This window comes from Nocardia sp. N2S4-5, assembly GCF_044628355.1.
GTDB classification, from domain to species: Bacteria; Actinomycetota; Actinomycetes; order Mycobacteriales; family Mycobacteriaceae; genus Nocardia; species Nocardia wallacei_B.
This window is the reverse complement of the sequence record NZ_JBIUPM010000001.1, coordinates 3,060,644-3,077,681: the sequence shown is the minus strand read 5'-3', so window position 1 is coordinate 3,077,681 and position 17,038 is coordinate 3,060,644. Positions and strand designations below refer to the sequence as shown.

At 63.7% G+C, this 17,038-nt stretch carries 18 protein-coding genes and 3 pseudogenes; 11 read left to right on the top strand and 10 right to left on the bottom strand.

Features of this window, described 5'->3' with window-relative positions:
- Positions 1–36: 36 nt before the first annotated feature.
- The 3 genes from ACFMRZ_RS13880 to ACFMRZ_RS13870 form a co-directional block, all read right to left on the bottom strand.
- A complete protein-coding gene (locus tag ACFMRZ_RS13880) occupies positions 37–534 on the bottom strand; it encodes a hypothetical protein (protein WP_400179476.1) in 498 nt (165 codons plus the stop codon).
- A gap of 124 nt (positions 535–658) precedes the next feature.
- The gene (locus ACFMRZ_RS13875; protein WP_400179475.1) at positions 659–1,081 is read right to left on the bottom strand and encodes a hypothetical protein; all 423 of its coding nucleotides are present in this window, start codon (positions 1,079–1,081) and stop codon (positions 659–661) included.
- 53 nt (positions 1,082–1,134) lie between these two features.
- Positions 1,135–2,376 carry a hypothetical protein gene (locus ACFMRZ_RS13870; RefSeq protein ID WP_400179474.1) on the bottom strand — a complete coding sequence of 414 codons (1,242 nt, stop codon included), beginning with the start codon at positions 2,374–2,376 and terminating at the stop codon, positions 1,135–1,137.
- A 288-nt stretch (positions 2,377–2,664) separates the two neighbouring features.
- Between ACFMRZ_RS13870 and ACFMRZ_RS13865 the strand changes: the two genes are divergently transcribed.
- The 6 genes from ACFMRZ_RS13865 to ACFMRZ_RS13840 are packed head-to-tail and all read left to right on the top strand — an operon-like array spanning position 2,665 to position 5,622.
- Positions 2,665–3,180: a hypothetical protein gene (locus tag ACFMRZ_RS13865; protein WP_400179473.1), complete on the top strand. Its 516-nt coding sequence runs from the start codon at positions 2,665–2,667 to the stop codon at positions 3,178–3,180.
- A 32-nt stretch (positions 3,181–3,212) separates the two neighbouring features.
- Positions 3,213–3,488 carry a hypothetical protein gene (locus tag ACFMRZ_RS13860; RefSeq protein WP_400179472.1) on the top strand — a complete coding sequence of 92 codons (276 nt, stop codon included), beginning with the start codon at positions 3,213–3,215 and terminating at the stop codon, positions 3,486–3,488.
- Positions 3,485–3,706: a hypothetical protein gene (locus ACFMRZ_RS13855; protein WP_400179471.1), complete on the top strand. Its 222-nt coding sequence runs from the start codon at positions 3,485–3,487 to the stop codon at positions 3,704–3,706. The genes ACFMRZ_RS13860 and ACFMRZ_RS13855 overlap by 4 nt, the downstream gene beginning before the upstream one ends.
- Complete coding sequence (locus ACFMRZ_RS13850; protein ID WP_400179470.1) at positions 3,703–4,299, top strand: helix-turn-helix domain-containing protein; 597 nt, start codon at positions 3,703–3,705, stop codon at positions 4,297–4,299. Before ACFMRZ_RS13855 ends, ACFMRZ_RS13850 begins: the two co-directional genes overlap by 4 nt.
- The gene (locus tag ACFMRZ_RS13845; RefSeq protein ID WP_400179469.1) at positions 4,292–4,771 is read left to right on the top strand and encodes a hypothetical protein; all 480 of its coding nucleotides are present in this window, start codon (positions 4,292–4,294) and stop codon (positions 4,769–4,771) included. The genes ACFMRZ_RS13850 and ACFMRZ_RS13845 overlap by 8 nt, the downstream gene beginning before the upstream one ends.
- 44 nt (positions 4,772–4,815) lie before the next feature.
- Positions 4,816–5,622, top strand: a complete 807-nt coding sequence (locus tag ACFMRZ_RS13840; RefSeq protein WP_400179468.1) for a hypothetical protein — start codon at positions 4,816–4,818, stop codon at positions 5,620–5,622.
- An 815-nt stretch (positions 5,623–6,437) separates the two neighbouring features.
- Here ACFMRZ_RS13840 and ACFMRZ_RS13835 read toward each other — a convergent pair.
- Positions 6,438–8,132 carry a hypothetical protein gene (locus tag ACFMRZ_RS13835; protein ID WP_400179467.1) on the bottom strand — a complete coding sequence of 565 codons (1,695 nt, stop codon included), beginning with the start codon at positions 8,130–8,132 and terminating at the stop codon, positions 6,438–6,440.
- Between the two features lie 1,049 nt (positions 8,133–9,181).
- Here ACFMRZ_RS13835 and ACFMRZ_RS13830 point away from each other — a divergent pair.
- Positions 9,182–9,316: pseudogene (locus ACFMRZ_RS13830) on the top strand (alpha/beta hydrolase); the annotation flags it as partial.
- 151 nt (positions 9,317–9,467) lie between these two features.
- Here the strand turns inward: ACFMRZ_RS13830 and ACFMRZ_RS13825 are convergent.
- Genes ACFMRZ_RS13825 through ACFMRZ_RS13815 form a run of 3 tightly spaced genes read right to left on the bottom strand, consistent with a single transcriptional unit; the run spans position 9,468 to position 11,943 of the window.
- The gene (locus tag ACFMRZ_RS13825; RefSeq protein WP_400179466.1) at positions 9,468–10,367 is read right to left on the bottom strand and encodes an SDR family oxidoreductase; all 900 of its coding nucleotides are present in this window, start codon (positions 10,365–10,367) and stop codon (positions 9,468–9,470) included.
- Positions 10,364–11,317, bottom strand: coding sequence for an RNA polymerase subunit sigma-70 (locus tag ACFMRZ_RS13820; protein WP_400179465.1), 954 nt, complete (start codon positions 11,315–11,317; stop codon positions 10,364–10,366). The genes ACFMRZ_RS13825 and ACFMRZ_RS13820 overlap by 4 nt, the downstream gene beginning before the upstream one ends.
- A complete protein-coding gene (locus ACFMRZ_RS13815) occupies positions 11,314–11,943 on the bottom strand; it encodes a nuclear transport factor 2 family protein (protein ID WP_400179464.1) in 630 nt (209 codons plus the stop codon). The genes ACFMRZ_RS13820 and ACFMRZ_RS13815 overlap by 4 nt, the downstream gene beginning before the upstream one ends.
- Before the next feature lie 151 nt (positions 11,944–12,094).
- On the opposite strand from ACFMRZ_RS13815, the gene ACFMRZ_RS13810 reads away from it, so the two are divergent.
- Complete coding sequence (locus ACFMRZ_RS13810) at positions 12,095–12,535, top strand: hypothetical protein (protein WP_400179463.1); 441 nt, start codon at positions 12,095–12,097, stop codon at positions 12,533–12,535.
- Between the two features lie 41 nt (positions 12,536–12,576).
- Here the strand turns inward: ACFMRZ_RS13810 and ACFMRZ_RS13805 are convergent.
- Positions 12,577–12,809: pseudogene (locus ACFMRZ_RS13805) on the bottom strand (hypothetical protein); the annotation flags it as partial.
- A gap of 117 nt (positions 12,810–12,926) precedes the next feature.
- Positions 12,927–13,658 (bottom strand): helix-turn-helix transcriptional regulator, encoded by a 732-nt coding sequence (locus tag ACFMRZ_RS13800; RefSeq protein ID WP_400179462.1) that lies wholly within the window; start codon positions 13,656–13,658, stop codon positions 12,927–12,929.
- Between the two features lie 68 nt (positions 13,659–13,726).
- Between ACFMRZ_RS13800 and ACFMRZ_RS13795 the strand changes: the two genes are divergently transcribed.
- Positions 13,727–14,110: a VOC family protein gene (locus ACFMRZ_RS13795; RefSeq protein ID WP_400179461.1), complete on the top strand. Its 384-nt coding sequence runs from the start codon at positions 13,727–13,729 to the stop codon at positions 14,108–14,110.
- A 125-nt stretch (positions 14,111–14,235) separates the two neighbouring features.
- Here ACFMRZ_RS13795 and ACFMRZ_RS13790 read toward each other — a convergent pair whose 3' ends face one another.
- A complete protein-coding gene (locus ACFMRZ_RS13790; protein ID WP_400179460.1) occupies positions 14,236–15,192 on the bottom strand; it encodes an SDR family NAD(P)-dependent oxidoreductase in 957 nt (318 codons plus the stop codon).
- 93 nt (positions 15,193–15,285) lie between these two features.
- Here ACFMRZ_RS13790 and ACFMRZ_RS13785 point away from each other — a divergent pair, with 93 nt between their 5' ends.
- The gene (locus tag ACFMRZ_RS13785) at positions 15,286–16,140 is read left to right on the top strand and encodes a helix-turn-helix transcriptional regulator (RefSeq protein WP_400179459.1); all 855 of its coding nucleotides are present in this window, start codon (positions 15,286–15,288) and stop codon (positions 16,138–16,140) included.
- A 632-nt stretch (positions 16,141–16,772) separates the two neighbouring features.
- Positions 16,773–16,994, top strand: a pseudogene (locus ACFMRZ_RS13780) (hypothetical protein); the annotation flags it as partial.
- Positions 16,995–17,038: the final 44 nt, after the last annotated feature.

Sequence of the window (17,038 nt, the reverse complement as noted above, 5' to 3'; positions counted from 1 at the left end):
CTCCGCAGACACGCTGCACCGCCCCCCGCGCCACGTCTACAAAGCGTTGATGTGGTATTCGTGACTGATCACCATCGCACTGGTAAAAATACGGCCCTCCAGCTCACGGCCATGATCAAGGATGTCCCGCAACAACTCCGCCGCCGTCGTGTCCCCGGAACCCTGATAGCGAAGTGCCGGATTAAAACTCTCGTACAACGAAATCTCACGCATCACCGGCGAGTCATACCATTCAGCACCCGCAAACTTTATCAAATACTCCCCGAGAAAACAGATAAACGAATCAACCAGACCGGAACGGCTCTCCGGCGACGGCAACTCCACGCCAGGAAATATCTCCGCCAATACCGCATTCGCCGAATCCTCGACATCATCGAACCACGAGAACTCATCCGGAATACGCTCGATCCCGACGCGCTCCATGAACTCGTACGCACTTGCGCGGCGTCGTTCAGGGTCCACCCACTTCGCCCACTCCGACTCCTCGACACTCACGCCGAGATCGAGACCCATCTGGTCGTCACTGCCGCTCACTGAGGACCCCTTCCGCTCACGAAGATTATTGGCGCTGAACGCGTTTCAGAAAGCTTCGAACCGGCAGCGCTGGCTAGCGCTCGGACAGGGACCGCCGATCGACAGCAGTCAGCCGCTAAACCCCTCAACCTCTTTCTGCCCCTTCGGGCCAAACCACCGTTATCGGCATTCCGCGCTGCTCCGCTACCGCGACAACATCAGCGGTTCCTCCATACCCACGCGCCGGCTTGCCGTCCCATACTGCGACCAGTTCGTCGGCAGCCTCCAGCATTCGTTCGCTTCCTGCTTGGTGCGCTTCCGATGTCGACTCGTCGTAGTCCAGCTGGATCACATCCAATGCCGCAGCCAGCAGTTCGTCATACGTCGCGTGGTGTTCGGCCGGAAGTCCGGCCCGATACTGCCGGGCGGGAACTACGACGACGAGGCCACCGCCGACATCCAGGACGGCCCGAGCGAACAGTGTGTCGGCACCGTCCGCGATACAACTCACGCCGATCACTTCACCCCGATCCCGCTTTGCCAGCTCTGCTCGCAACGCCTTGTCCACCAACGCTGTCGTCTCGGCGGGCAATCCGCGGTGACCTGTGATGGCTATTCGTGTCATCGTCCGTCCACTCTGTACAGAGTTGCCAAGGCATCGTCCAACGGCCGCGCCTCCATCGTGCGCGATGGCAGGCTTGCGCGAAACGATCGAGCCACCCGTGTGATTCGCTCGCTACGCAGCTGGAGACCCAATCTCAGCGCGTCCGCTGCCAACGCGCAACCACCTTCCACATCCCCACTGCGGGCCAGCACATGTGCATGCTCAACCTGGGCCAGTGCGCGCGGCTTGTCCGCACCCAGCGCGGGCGTCGCTGCCGCGAATGCAGTACGTGCCGCACGATGGTCACCTAAGCGGCCGAGCGCGCTTGCTTGGTAGCGCGCTGCTTTGGCTCCATCGAAGGCAAACACCCACGGCCATTGCGCTTCGCCACGCTGTCGGCTCGCCAGCCGCTCGGCGCGATCGAGCGCCGCCAGCGCTGCCTTGCGATCGCCTGTGGCCGCGTACGCGACCGCCAGCAACGACGACATCCACGCTCCCGCACTGTCGGGCGCTTCCTCCCCCAGTTGCGCCGATGCCGTCAATAGCATTCCCAATCCAGCTCGGCCGTCGCCCGTCTCCACCGCGTAATGGCCGAGGCTGGCTTTCATGTACGAGACCAACAGCGGGTGATGCGTGCGCTCGGCGTAGGTAATGGCGTCGTTGTACCTGGTCCGAGCTGCTGCGTCGTCGCCCCTGTCTGCCGCCAACCATGCCGCGAGCCCGGCCACTTCCGACAGCGTTCGATACCCGTTCGCCGTGCGGAGTCGATCTTGCACGATGCCAGAAACCAACGTCAGGTGAGCCTCCACCACCGGCGAGAGCCGATCGGAGGGCACAGAGGACTCCATCCGCCGATAGTTCGTCGTCGGACCTGCCATCGTGTCGAGCAACTCGGCTTCAGTCGGTGCCGCATTGGTCAACATTGCCGCGCTCATAGCGAGCGTGGTCTTCAGGAACTGCTTACGATTCACGTCTTCGTCATCCGTTGACTGCCGATGTCTGGTGAAGCCCAACTCGGCGTCTGTCGCTACGTTCAGGACCGCGCGCAGCGCGGCCCGGTAATGCTTTCTCGGCCATGTCGTTTCGCCTCGCTCCCACTTTCCGATGTGCCGTTCATCGACTGCACCTCGCTTGTTGGTTGCCCGCAAAACGTGGTCGTTAACGGCGTCCGCCAGTTCATGGCGTGTCATCGAATGGCCAGGCGAGCCGGGCGACTCCACTCGCAACCGAGCCTCTATCAGCAGCTCGTTGCGTTTCACGGGGTGCGGCCTCCTTGCTGGACCTGACACCAGAATAGAACGTTCCCCGCTCTCCGCTCCGATCTTGCCCACTGTTTTCCCACAGACTTCCCCTTGTCGTGCAGTCGATCACCAGCGCTGATCTCGCAAACCTTAAGGGCAAGCACCACGCCGCGCCGCACGGTTCTCGGCCGGTCCCGTCACCACAGGGAGGTTTGCGTGTCCACAACGTTCGTGTCCTCACCCATACCGTCAACGACGGCCGACTGTGACAGCCGGCCGTTTGCGATCGGTTATCAGCGTCGCGACGTGGCTGGGTTGGCCGCGCCCCGTCAGGCGCAGGAGATGCGGCGTCATGCCGAGGCGTTGGGCTTCCGGTACCTGTACACCGTGTGCGCGCCCGAGGACGCCGAGGACCCGACCGGGTATGTGCTGGCGTTCATCGCGCAGATGAATGTTGCCGCCGTGGTGGTGTTCGATCTGGAAACGGCGGATCATTCGCCCGCCCGCGTGTGCGAGGTGTGTGACCTGGTGACCGTGGTCCCGCCCGAGACCTGGTCGTGGGTGCCCACGGGTGATCCGGGCGCGCACGGTTTTCCTGACGAGCCGTTGTCGGTCGCGGGTGCGGTGCGGGTGATGCAACAGCACCTCAAGTGCGCGGTGGGCCGCTGTCCCCGCAAGACCAGCGCCTACAACCGACTGGTCGCGGCAGGGCATCTGAAACCGCCGGTGACCACGCCGGAAGACCGTGCCCGCGAACGCGGGATACCGGTCGACGAGTCCGGTTTGCCTGTCGCTGCTCACGTGTTTGCCCACACGGCGTAACCGGCTCGGGAAGCCACACGGGAGGCCCCTTGATGGATGGCGAGCTGACGACGCAGGTCGACGGGTTCGAGGCGGTGTGGCGTCCCACTCATGACACCAGCAAAGGAATCGAGGTGATGGCAGTGCACGACACCGGCGAGTATCCGGTGGTCGAGGTGGTGCGGTTCGCGCCGGGCACCGATCTGGCCGAGGCCCGGCAACGGTGCCCGCGATGGAATCGGTTGTGGGACAAGGTGAGACACGAATTCTGGACCGAGGTAGCAGGTCCGCCCGCTCGGAGCGCGGCCTCGGGGCGGTGGGCGCGGTGACCGCCGCCGACACCACCCGCAGCATGTACACCGAATGGGCCATCGTGGCGTGTGCCGGTAGCTGTGGACAGCACCCCGGGCCGTGCCCGAACGGGGTGTGGGGGCCGTACAGCAGTTTCGCCGAGGCCGAACAGGCGGTGCGGTTCGTCACCGACAGTCTGCAACCGCATGTGGTGCCGTACTTCGCGCGCGGCCATCAGGGCGGGGGCGTGCTGTGAATGGTTTGCCGATCAATGTCGCGGGGTTCACCCGCTCTCAAGTGCTGGTGTTGCGGGCACTGGGTTACGCCGATGGCCCGCTGCCGATCGCGGAGTTGGCGCAGCGGCTCGGCCGGTCGGTCGGCATGATGAACCAGTCATTGCGCCCGCTCGAGGTCCGCGGCCTGGTCTCCTGTGCATGCTCGAAAGACCCTGCGGCGGCACAGTGGACGCTCACCGCGCGAGGTCGCGAACAACTCGAGCAGATCGATTACCGGCTTCGTTCCCGCCACGCTCAGCAACATCCCGCTACTCCGGCCGGGACCGTGTCGGTGGCGGAGATCGCCGCGCGAGATCAGCAGGCGCGGCGCGCATTCGGCCAGCGGCTACGCGGATTGCGTGCCGCGACCGGCCACACCATCGCGAAGTTCGCTCGCGCTCTGGGCTGGCACCACGTCAAGGTGTGGCGGATCGAACAGGGCCATCAGTTGCCGACCGACCCGGAAATCCAGCAATGGTGCCGCACCGCCGGGGCCGCCGATGTCACCGCGGACGTGCTCGCTGCTGCCCGCGCGATCGATCCCCGCCGTGCGTCTCGTCCGGGTCGTGTCTGACTTCGCGCTGTTCGCCCTCACCGCACTGGGTGCGCTGGTGGCGTTCGGGCTGGGTGTGCGGTGGTGGCCGCGCCGCATCCCGCCCGGCCGCTCGGTCGCCGACATCACCCGCCGCATCCACCACGAAGACCACCACCCACCACCCAGGAAGGACTTGCCGCCCCGTATGTCCTCTACACCCGCGCCGACACGAGACACGCCGCTGAAGCGTTTTCAGGCGACCGTCCTCCACGAGCTGGCCGCCCAGCCCGCCACCGCCGAGGCCCTGGCCCGCACGCTCGCCAAGCCGCCCGCTGTCGTCCTGCGCACCCTGCAAGCCCTTGAGGACCGCGACGCCGCTCAGATCAAACCCAGCGACGAGGGGGACTCCGACGCCGGACAACCACTGCTCTGGCAGATCACCACCTCCGGCCGCGCCCAGCTCGCCCACCAGCAAGCCCGCATCAACGCCCAGCACCACCCGCCACGCTGACACACTCAGAACCACGTAACTAGCTGGGAGACAAGGCAATACGCATGACCGACCCCGCCTCCGCTGCCGCTTTGCCCGATCACCCGGACGGGCCGCGCCATCCCGCGCCGCTGCCGCCGGAGCCTCACCTACGCGCCGCCATGATGTACATGCTCAGTGCCCACGACTGCCAGACCGGTGCCGTGGTCTACTCCTTCGGTACTGCCTCGGACGGCACGATCGGCATCAAGGCATACGCGGTCGACAAGGTTGCGCCGCTGCCCACCATGCACCCCTATCAGCGCATCGCCCACGCGCTACGGCTCACCGCCCCGATACCACTGTGGGGCTTCGGACTCGCCTACGACGGACTGGTTTCCGTCGACACCGGACCCGACGCCCACCCCACACTCGAAGGCCAGTCCGGCACGCGCGGCATGTGCGCGGCCCTGCTGTTCGACTACACCGGCAACCGCCGCGACCTCATCCGCTACCACGGCACCCAGCAACTCACCGCCGTGCACACCGACGCCGACACCAACCCCTACCCACCACCCGGCATCCACCGCTACCTGTGGACCGCCGCCGTCGCCCTCGACCCCACATCGACCGCTTCACCCCACCGCGCCTGCCCGCCGCAGGCGACGAACCCGACACCCCACTCACCATCGGACTCAGCCACCCCCAAACACTCACCGGCACAACCGATCCCGGCACCTAGCGCGCCATCACGGCCTCTCAGGCTTCCCGGCAACGTCGCCGGGAGGAACCCCGACCCTCGAAACCCCTTGGAAGGAGGTGCATTTCGCATGTTCCACGACTTCGACCCCGAAGACGACGAGACCGGCGGTGAAGGCAAGCACGGCCAGTAACACGCACGCCCGGCCATGGGCACGCGGGTACTCGGCACCCAACCGCCGCACCCCCGACAGCAGACAGGCAGGTGATTCCGTGACACGGTAGGGGCTGCGCGTCCCCGTTCCCGTCCGTAAACACAGAGGCATCTGAATCCGGGACCGGAACGCACACCCCCAAGGCGAACCTTCCTTTCGTTTCTCGGAGCAGCCCTCCAGCACAATGCCGTGCTGGAGGGCTACTCTCATCCCGCGCAACACACTGGTGTTCGCGGCCGTGCTCTCCGTGTTCTCGTTCCCTGGGTCCCCAGGATGCCGGGGACCGCCCGCGCGTCGCGTCGCTACGCACCGGAGTGCCAACAGCATTCGCGCAACCAAGAGCATCCGAATCCATGACACCCTGTGCAGAAGTGGTTAGGTCGGGTCCTCCACAAAAGAAGAAGAAAAAGGGGGAAAGAAGAGTGGAAACCACCGACATGCTTTTCTGCCGAATACCCCTCTACAAAGTCAAGAACGGCGCGCTTCGCGCGCCGCCGGGGCACGCCCGTGCTCGCTCCGCTCCGCGCGGGCGACCCCGGACCTGCCACCCAAGAACGAAACCACCAAACATCTCCGGTCCCTTCAAAACTGCCGAGGCACCCACAAACTGCTTGCACAAGCGGTCTTAAGCGCCGACGCACCACTCTTCATCGCAGATACTGTGGGGTTGTCTGCTGCACAACCGCAACCATCTCAATAGCACCGATCGATCATGCCAGCCATGCCGCGATGCACCTCCTGGCATATCTATTAGCCGACCAAAGGTGCTGCCGCGCCCCTTCGGGGCTTGCCATCTATTCACCTACCACAGGCGCTTCATTTACCACCACGATCGAGATGTCCCTAGGTATCCTTTTACCGAATGTCTTTCTTCTCGGAAGGCTCAACCTGAAGCGAAATGAAAGCATCAGTATCATACATAGGGAAATCGATAAGATCGCTACGTAAATCCACAACGTGGCCGGATCGCGTCCTCCGAAGATGCTGTCGATCTTGCCGACAAGACTCGCTGCCCACCCCCCCTTTCTAGCAAACTCTTCCAACGTCTCAGATATTCGTGGCAGTAACGCGAAGAGAACTACCATAAATCCTGCAACGGAAATGCCCACGGACCGGCGACTCTGCATTCTTGAGTACCGTGCCGAAACGAGGCTTTCAAGCAGTTTTACACGCTCCAAAAGGCGCGTGTACAAGCTATGGTAGTCGTTAATTTCAAGTACAGCGTCTACAATAGCGGAATCGTCTGGGCCTGCCAGTAGATACCTTCGATACTCTTGAAGACCAACAGCTAGAATGTTTTGAGACTTAAACAGCGACCGGTCCCTTACGACGGCGTCTGAGGTAATACCGTCAATTTGCTCGAGCTGCTTCGCCTGAAGCATTGCCGACTCAATCGGTATGAGTATGTGAATATCATCTATGAGGTCCGGACCTGCGCCATTCCAGTCCACATATATGGCATTCCGAGCTGATAACCAAAGCTCCTTGTCCAGTATCTTTAGATGGTTCTTCAGAAGAGAGTGCTTAGTCGACTCCTCAAGTTCGACATCGTGCAGAGTCCTAAGCATCAGCTGTGAAAATTCATCGCGATGCACGATCTTCGCATCATGGTCATAACAGCAGATAGGAGCGCCGAGAGATAGCGTCGAATAGCAATCCCATCCGTCAGTCGACTGGCGTCCAGCAATACTCTCGACTGCCTTCAAATAAGCCTCGAAAACCGACTGCACAGAAAGGGGCTTGTCATCGAACTTCGCGGCTTCCGCACTTGCGGATATCTTCAACCATTTCTGGTTTTCGGCGTGCTCAAGGTTCGATCGACGCAAGGTGCGGTATTTGAACCTAATACCTTCCCTGCGCGCAAATCTCGCCATAATCGGGACGGATATCTTCACCCAGCGAAGATGCCTGTCTCCACTATATATGCAGCGTCGCAGATCTTTGATACCCAAGCACCGACCAACCCCGGCGCTGAAGGTCATTGCGCAAACCCCTGAACGATGAATCATCAACGAGATCTCGAACGCATCCTCTTCATCTCCACGTTCATCCTCGAAAAATGCGCGATTCAACGCAAGCCGTATATATGGTTCGACGGAGAAATATCTCGGAAGATGCCGCTGCTGCTCCATGCGGACTCTTAATGCACCAATTGTAGCGTACTCCATCAGCGCCGATTGAAGCATCTCTTTCGACTCTGTTGCGGATCTTAGTATGTCGCCGTAACCACTCTCAGCAGACGGCTCTGGCTCCTTCGCTGGTCGAAGCTTGAGCCACGTCATTAGTATTAAGGCTAGATTCCTCAAAAATTTCACTAGCGCCCAGCGAGGTGTTAATAGAAAAAAGCGAACGATGCCCAACTTTCCTGAAGCAAGCTCTCGCGTGAGTGATTCGAACTTCTCAGCTTCCTTCAAGGACCTGTCGGTATCAACTATCCCGTTACTCACCCTAAGTTCGTTGTTTGTGGGACTAGCGGCGATTGTTGCCATATTTTCGCGCAAAAGACGATCAGCGAGAAAATGTATGTTTAATCCAGGACCCAGGTCGAAGAAATACGAGTAATGGACACCTCGGCCGGTAATCAGTAGCGGATGTTTATCATCGCGATCACGCTTCGCAGCCTTCCGAACCACCTCTAGCAGCTTTCTCGCTCTTACCACTATTCCGCTTACCTCCCACAATGCCCTGACGCACTACCGCGCGCCCACGCTCCACCAGCAAACGCCTACCTGAGCCACGCCTAATACCATAAGGCAAGGCTGCCGCGCCCCTTGGGGCTTGCCGCACAACCCTATGTAGTGCTTAACCGAAACGTGACCCCGCGACCGCTACCTACCTCCAGGCTGGCATGTCCCAACATCACCGACGCCCGTCCTGGCCACTGGCCCATTCGGTGACTAGGAGTTTGCTGTGACGCTATTCGATCGGCGTGTCTTGCTCGCGACACGCCGCCAGGAGCGGCGGGGAGCGCCCAACTAAGTCCCAACAAATCCCCGCATCGCCCTACGGGATAGAAGGTGTGTGCGATCCCGCAAAGTTGCGCACCGTTGCAGTTTCCGCTGGTCATCAGGTCTTTGTTACATCACTTGGTCGTCTCTAGTTGCCTGTGGTAGTCGAGCCTTCCCGCACTGTGGGGGTCAGGGGTTCGAGTCCCCTTAGCTCCACCGAAAGATGCAGGTCAGGACCGGTATTGTACCGGTCCTGACCTGTCTAGTTTGGCCTGACCCCGCGGAAACCCCACGTTTTCGATTCGGCATTTGTTGTGGCCAGGCATGGAAGCCGAGCGATATCTGTCCTGTTGTTTATTCGTCGGATTCGAGCGGAGCGGCGAGAATGCTCAGAGCACCTTCGTACCAGGCGTGCACCGCTAGCCAGACGTATGGGGGCGATCCTTCCGCATCTTCTAATTCCCGGGCCTTGCGGACGAGGTGGTACCCGTGAATGCAGTATCGACATGGGTGCTCCCCTCCGGGGTCACGGTCGGGCGATAGGGGTCGTCCGCGAGCGCCGTTGCAGAGCGATCCCGAAAGGCACGACCATGCACTTCACTTCTGAACAGCGCTTCGATGAAGGCGTCCTCGAACGCGAATTCACCCTCGGCGCGATCCCCGGCATCCTGTGGACGCCCGCATCCGCCCACACGCCGACTCCACTGATGCTGCTCGGCCCTCCTCTATCGGAGGCGAATTCCAGTCAAGGGTTCGGGACCGTATGACCTCAACTATAGTTGAGGTCAAGTGTGGCCGCTGCAAACGCGCCACTGCGCGTCGGTCAGACCCCGACCGCTGTCGTTCGGAGCATTACGAAGACGGATACCGGTCTGGTCACCGCACGGGGGCTCCTTCCGCGAGGTCTTCGAAGGTGGCGGCGTAGCGACGGGCGAACGCAGCGAAATTGGTCGGCTCGATACCGAATTCGCGATGGGTGTCGAGGACCACCTGCGATTCGGGGGATTTCGCTCGGCCGCGGTAGATTTCGTCGAGGAGGTCGAGCACGTCGGGTGGGAGTCCTTCGGCCTGATGCAGGGCTCGCTTCTGCTCGAGGGTTACCGCTGTGTAGCGGTACCGGCGACCGGTGGCCGCGGTAATCCGGGCCGCGATTTCGTCCATCGTGAGCGCTTCGGGTCCGGTCATGTCGAAGGCCCGGCCCGCGATGCCGTCTGCTTGCATCATCGCGACGGCCACTTTGGCGATATCGGCGATGTCGACCGGTGCCAGGCGACTGTCTCCGATGGGCATGACCAACTCTCGCCGTTGGCGGTCCACGCCGGTCAGCGTGCCGGGTAGGTAGAACTGCATGAACTGGCTCGGTCGCAGGTGGGTCCAGGCCAGCCCCGATGCCTCGAGATAACGCTCGATTTCCAGGTGCCAGCGGGTGCCGCGAAAACTGTTCGGGTCGAACGTGGTGCCCGATTCTCTGCCGCTGAACTTGATGATGTGCCCGACGCCGGCATCCTTCGCGGCGTCGATGAACCGGCACTGGGTCTCGACCATGTTCTGCCTGGGCGAAGAGATCATCAGAACACGGTCGATATCGGCCAGCGACGCTGTGAGTGTGTCCGGCTGGAGCATGTCGCCGTATACGATCTCGACGGTGGGGAGATCGTCGAGCCAGCGTCCTTTGCCGCGGTCGCGGACGAGTACTCGGACAGGAACCTGTTGAGCTGCGAATTCACGGACCACCATCGAGCCCGCGTAACCGGTGACCCCTGTGAGAAGTTTCATCGTTCTGCTTTCTGAATGAGATCGGGAAGGTCGAAGAGTGGGAAAAGTGCGGGGTCGTGAAACATGTCGATGCGTGCGATACCCGGTTCGGCGAGGGTGAGAAGCTGCAGGGCATGCGGGTGATGGGCGCCGCCGTGACCGTGCAGGTACACACCGAATGCAGGCTGGGTATTGGCAGCGGTAGGCACCAGCCGGACGGCACCGGGCGTGGTCAACCTGGAGCGCAGGAATTCTCCGACATGGTCGCGGCCCCGGAACCAGGTGGGGACAGGAGGCATTTCCAGCACCGCGTCTTCGGTGAGCACTCGCACCAACTCGGCGATATCGGCGTTTTCGAACGCGATGGCATATCGGTCGAGTACTTCGCGCCGCCTCGGATCCGTTGGTTCGGACAGGTCGTATCCAGTCGGGGCGAGTGCGGCCAATTGGGTCCGTGCGCGCTGCAGTGCGCTGTTCACTGCCGTGGTCGTGGTGGCCAGCAGAGTGGCGACCTCGGCGGCCGGGAACATCAGTACGTCACGCAGGATGAGTATGGCTCGCTGTCGTCCGGATAGGTGTTGCAACGCGGCGATGAACGCCAACCGGGTCGCGTGCCTCGACTCGACCGTCGCTGCCGGGTCCAGTGCCGTGTCGGGTGCCGGCTCGACCCAGGACAGTTCACGCAAGCGTGGGTGCACCGGCTCTGCCGGGTCACCTGGCCCGCCCAGCCCCGAGGGCAGCGCGCGACGACCGCGGCGGTCAATCGCTTTCAGGCAGACCCGGGTCGCGATGCGGTAGAGCCAGGTCCGCAGCGATGCACGGCCTTCGAAATCGTCGTATCCGCGCCACGCCAGCAGATATACCTCTTGAATCGCGTCTTCCGCATCGTGGGGCGAACCGAGCATTCTGTAGCAGTAGGTGAACAACTCGCCACGAAACTGTTGGGCGGCGGACTCGATCGGGTGCGTCATGCACGGATCCGATGAGTATCGAAAACCACGGTGTCTGCGGCGATTCGACCGTCCCGGACGACCACATGGTCCACGGTGCGCAGCGTTCCGAACGGCCCGGTGTGCATGTCGTAGACGACCACGGCGCGCTCGTCATCACCGAAGGCGTCGATAATGTCGACTCCGGTGACCGCCTGGGCGAAGTCGGTGACAGCCGCCAGCACGTCCGTCGCGTTGGTGATACGCACCCGCGGGCTCTCGAACAGCACATCATCGGCCAACAGCGCCGATACCGCGGACATGTCACGTTTGCCGAACGCCTCGACGAACGCCACCGCAACAACCACCGCTGCCTGGCCGGCACCGGCGGCCGGGTAAGAGCCGACGACCGTGGCGGGCGACGACCGTGGTGCTTCCTGCACACGGGAACGAATATCGCGCTGAAACTCCGCGAACGCCGTCAACTCGGTCAACGACGTACCGTCACGCTCATCGGCAGCGACGTGCACAAAACTCGCATCGTCATCCAGCCGATACACTACGTAGCGCAATCCCGCTGGTTGTCCCCGATGCAGCTGGGCGAAAACACCCTCGATCAACCGCTGGTTCTCGTCCGCGGCCGCCGCATGCGTCCGATACTGCACCATGACAGTCGTGGTCATCCTGGCTCCTTCAGTGAATCAGTGTCACCAGTACTGATCCGAAAGAACCCGCGAACTCATCGGCCCAGCATGTAATCAGCTGCCACAGACGGTCTGATCCGCCGAGCCGGGCCCTCTACCGCTGAGATGGCGATTTTTGCCGGGCACGCGGTATCACCAGCCGGTCACCGACGAGGAAGTCGCCGATGCGCTGATCGCATTTACCCAGTCGGTCCTCGATGACGAACCCCGCGCCGAACGCGACCACGAGTCCAGCCTCACCGGTGGAGTACGTCAGAGCCGCCTGCTCCTCGACAGCCCCGGCATTCCCCCAGGTCTCGAATCATCGGAACTGCCGCCGGTCATCACGACACCGACCGCCACCACCGCCGCCGGGATCAGGAATCCCACACCGCAAACACCCAAGTCGAACCACGCCCCGGCCGACGCCGCGGCTGGGCCGAGCCCTGCAGGTGGTACCGCGGAGGAGCCGACTGTGCCGGGCCCGCACCGTAGGACCCCGGACTCGGCGGCGGCCCGCTCGTATTCGGCGCGGGACTCGGCAGTGACGGCGGTCGCCACTGTCCTGTGCCGCTGAATCTGAGCCAGTCGTCGGGCTGTGACCTGGCTGGCTCATCTTCAGTGACAACGGCTCGAAGTGAATCCCCCCGGTGAGTCCGGAAAGATGATGTTCCCCGGCATGCCGGGGGATTCAAATGAACACCGCTCGACCGGCGTGTCGGTCGAGCGGTGTTGTGGTGTCGGGCTCGAGGTCAGTTCTTGGAGCGAGTGTGGGCGAGCCGGTAGGAGTCGGTGCCGGTTTCGATGATGTGGCCGCCGAAGGTGAGCCGGTCGACTATCGCGGCGCTTATCTCGACTCTGGGCACCAAATCCGCTGTCTGAACTGCTTATTCGTGTTGTGGACATCTGTCTTCGAGTATTGGCCGGTGGTGGTGAGGCGGTGTTCGGTACGTGGCTGTGAGCGTGAGTCAGTGATTGCCGGTGCCGATGGACCATCGGTGTGCGTAGGGGTCGACGAGGATGCCGTAGCGGTCGCCCCAGAATCGGTCGGCCATGGGTGAGACGACGGTGGCGCCGGCGGCGAGCGCTCGTTCGAAGGTGGTGTCGGCGTCGGGGACGTAGAGGTGGATGGTGACCCCGGTGTCGCAGGTCGGGGCAGCAGGGCCGTCGAGGTCGCTGAAGTCGTCGTGGACGAGCAGTATCGAGTCGCCGATATTGAGTTCGGCGTGACTGATGCGGCCGTCGCTGTGGTGGTGGCGGCTGAGTTCCCGGGCGGCGAACGCGTTGGTGTAGAAGCTGATTGCCGCGTCAGTGTCGCGGACGGTGAGCTGGACGGTCAGACTGTGAAATCGTTCGGGGATGCCGCGGGCGACGGCCTCACCCACGAGCGCAGCCATTCGGCGGCCTTCAGCGGCGACGGCGTGCAGGCCGTCGTCTGTGAGCCGATAGGGCCTGCGCCGCTCGTCGACAGTCGTTTCGGTGGTGTCGGCGTGGGCAACCAATCCGTCGTCGAGCATGCGCCGCAGGGTGCGGTACAGGGTGGCAGCACCGAGAGCAGTGGCGTCCTGCTCGATCTGGCCTGCGCGTTGCATCAGCCGGTACCCGTGCGCAGGTCCCTCGGCCAGCGCCAGGGCGATCAGTAACTCCGCATGCGTCAGCCGCCGCGGCTGCCGCCCTTCTTCCGCTGTCGTGTCCCTCACCTTGCCTATTCTCTCACCCCAACTATACTCACCGTGGATATAGTCACTGTGAACATAGGAGGAGATTCGTGATCACCGGTATCAGCATCGTGTCCGTCCCGGTGGACGACACCGACGACGCCATCGAGTTCTACTGCGGCGTTCTGGGCATGGAAAAACGCAAGGATCTGCCGATGGGTGGCGATACCCGATACGTGGAGGTGGCGCCGCCCGGATCACTGACGGCGTTGTCGCCGTACACCTACTACACCGGCGGTCCGGCCCAAGCCACGATCGGCGAGTACTCACGCATGGTGTTGCGGGTCGACGACGTGCACCGCGCCTACACCGAGCTGGGCGCGAAGGGCGTGAAGTTCGTGGGCGAGCCGTTCAGCGCTCCGGGCGGCATCTTCGTCAAGTTCGTCGATCCCTGGAACAACCTGTATCTGCTGACCGACAACACCGACTTCTGAACTCGCACCCCGGATTTGCGTGATACCAGCCGAATCCGTGTGGCGTGACGACCCGGAGCGCACCACCGAACCATAGACAGCTCCGGCATCCGCACATGCCGCTGATCGTATGTCGGGCTCGCCGGTCATATCTTTGTGTCCGAGGTAGGCGACGCGCCTGCGCGTTCCAACAACTCGGCGGTCGCCTCCCACAGGCGCCGCTCCCGGCCGCGGTCGTGGGCCACTGGCTGGACCTCGGTCAGCTTGGTCTTCACGACGAACGCGCCGTCACGCAGGTGTGCCCACCGCTTGTCGAGGGCCATCGCCGCCAGCAGCGGCCCCGAGCGCTGCGGCGTCGAGACCCCGGGAATCCGACCCAGGGCGCGGCTCATCACCTGGAACGCCGCGGGGGCGCCGCGACCCAGCGCGGTGCCGGGCATCCAGCCCGGCTCGAACACGGACACGTTGATCCCCGGGCCGGCCTGACGCTGCAACTCGTGGGCGTAATAGAGGACCGCGAGCTTGGCGTTGGAGTACGCGATGCCGGAGGCCTCCATGCCCGGGGCTCGCTCACCACCGGCCGGGCGGGCGAGTTCGACGGGATCGGTCCACTCGGCCTCGGCCACGTGTAGCAGCTTGCGCCAGAAGTTCGCGTGGTAGGTGTTCGAGCCGACCAGCACGACCCGCGCCGGGGCGGCGAACGAGCTGAGCAGGTCACCGATGAGCTGTGCGTGGGCGAGGTGGTTGACGGCGAAAGTCAGCTCGTAGCCGTCGGCCGAGACCCGCCTGGTGTCGGCCGACATGGTGCCGGCGTTGGCAACCAACGCGCGCAGCGGACGGACGGCGCCGTCGGCGAGGAGGCCGCGAGCGGTAGCCGCGGCGGCACGGACCTCCGCCAGGCTCGCCAGGTCGCAGCCGATCTCGTGGACGCGCGCCCCGAGGGCACGAGCCTCGTCGGCGACCGCGGTCAGGTCACGCCCGGCGCGGCCGACGAGCAGCAGGTCGGGTCGCTGCCTGTCCGGGCGGTCGGCCATTGCCAGCATGGCGTGGCGGCCCAGATTGCGCGTGGGGCCGGTGATGAGGACGGTTCCGGGTTCGGTCATGGCTCCAGCCTGCGAGCACGAGGGGGTCGCAGCCAGTCGTCCGGTTTTCGTAGGACCGTCAGGGCCACGACAACCGGTGCGGACTCGTCCAGAATGGACCGCGTGGAAGCGTGGGAGTTCGGCCCGACTGTGCGTCGCTGGCGCGACCGGCTGGCACCCGAGGCCGTCGGTGTCTCGGCGGGCCGGCGGCGCCGGGCCAACGGGTTGCGCCGCGAAGAACTGGCCGCGCTCGCCGGCATCTCGGCCGACTACCTGACCCGCCTCGAGCAGGGACGCGCGACCGCGCCGTCGACGCAGGTCGTGGAGTCGCTGGCCCGCGCGCTGCGCCTGGCCGACACCGAGCGCGACCTGCTATACCGGCTGGCCGGGCACGCCGCGCCCGGCCCGGACGTCGTACCGTCGCGGGTCACCCCCAGTGTGCAGCGGCTGCTCGACCGGCTGTCGCACACGCCGGTGGTGGTCTACGACGCCACTTGGACGCTCGTGCTTGCCAATGCGCCGTACGACGCGCTCATGGGCGACACGACCACCTGGCGCGGGCTGGAACGCAACGCCATCTGGCGCAACCTCACCCGGCTACCCTCTCGGGTCGTGCACACCCCGCGCGAACAGGCCGAACACGAAGCCCGGCTCGTGGCGGACCTGCGCCTAACCGTGTCGCGTTACCCCGCCGACGGCGCGCTGCGGCGCCTGGTCGCCGACCTGGCCGACGGTAGCGCGCGGTTCGCCGAACTCTGGGACGTCGAACCCTCACCGTCCCTGGCCGCCCCATCCCGGCGCAAGACCATCGACCACCCAGCGGTCGGCCGGATCACCCTCGACTGCGACACGCTGCTCGTTGCCTTGGACGACCTGCGTATCAGCGTCTACACCGCAGAGCCCGGCACCGAGGACGCCAACCGCCTGGCCCTGGCCGCCGTCCTCGGCACCCAGTCGCTACAGCTCTGAACGCAAACGTTGGCAATGTCGGGCAAGATGCCGTCGGCACCCGGCCGCGTTTCTACCCAACATCCGCTCATGCCGCGACCCGCGCGCTCGAACCGGCTAGCACCGGCGCGTGGAAGATCAACGGGCCGAGAGACTCCCGGCCACCGTGTGTGCACGCTCATGCCGACGAGCGGGCACTTCTCGCTGCGCCATCCGCTCATGCCACTGGCAGGCGAACCGCAGTGTCACTGAGGCCCGACTGTGCTATCATGCGCGCGACTTAGACTGCGGCGGAATATGTCTCGGTCGGAAGGCGGCAAATGCGCACTTCGCGGATCTTTTCACTGTTGGCGCTGACGCTGTTCGCCACGGCGTGTGGGATTCTGTCCGAGGACCCCTTCGAGAAGGGGGACTGCCTGACACGGCGTGGTAGCGGTAACTTCATCAAGGTGTCCTGCTCTGATGCCGCTGCGGACTTTGTGGTGCTCGACCGTGTACCCTTCGATGAGAAACAGATGAGCTGCCGCGGCAGCGTCGCTGGCACCGACAGGGCATACTCCGACGGCGCCACTGGGTACGATTACTGCCTCGGCGATCTAAAGTCACACTCCGCGCCAGGTTGAGGAATCTCAGCACACAGCACCACCCCGTCGATGACCCGGTCCCGGCCCCACGGTTTCCGCGTCAATGCTCCCGAGCGCGGTACCAGAAACATCCGCACATGCCGCATTCCGCTCGTCCGGGTAGTGCTGTCGGTACTGACCGGTGAAGTCAGCGCTTCCGAAGCCGCCCGACGGCGTGGAGTGAGTTCGATGGCGGTCGGGAAATGGAAGCAAGCGTTCCTGGACGCGGGAACCAAAGCCCTGGAAGACCGCCCGAGTGGACCGGCCGGTGCGCAGGGGTACACCGGAGCAACGGC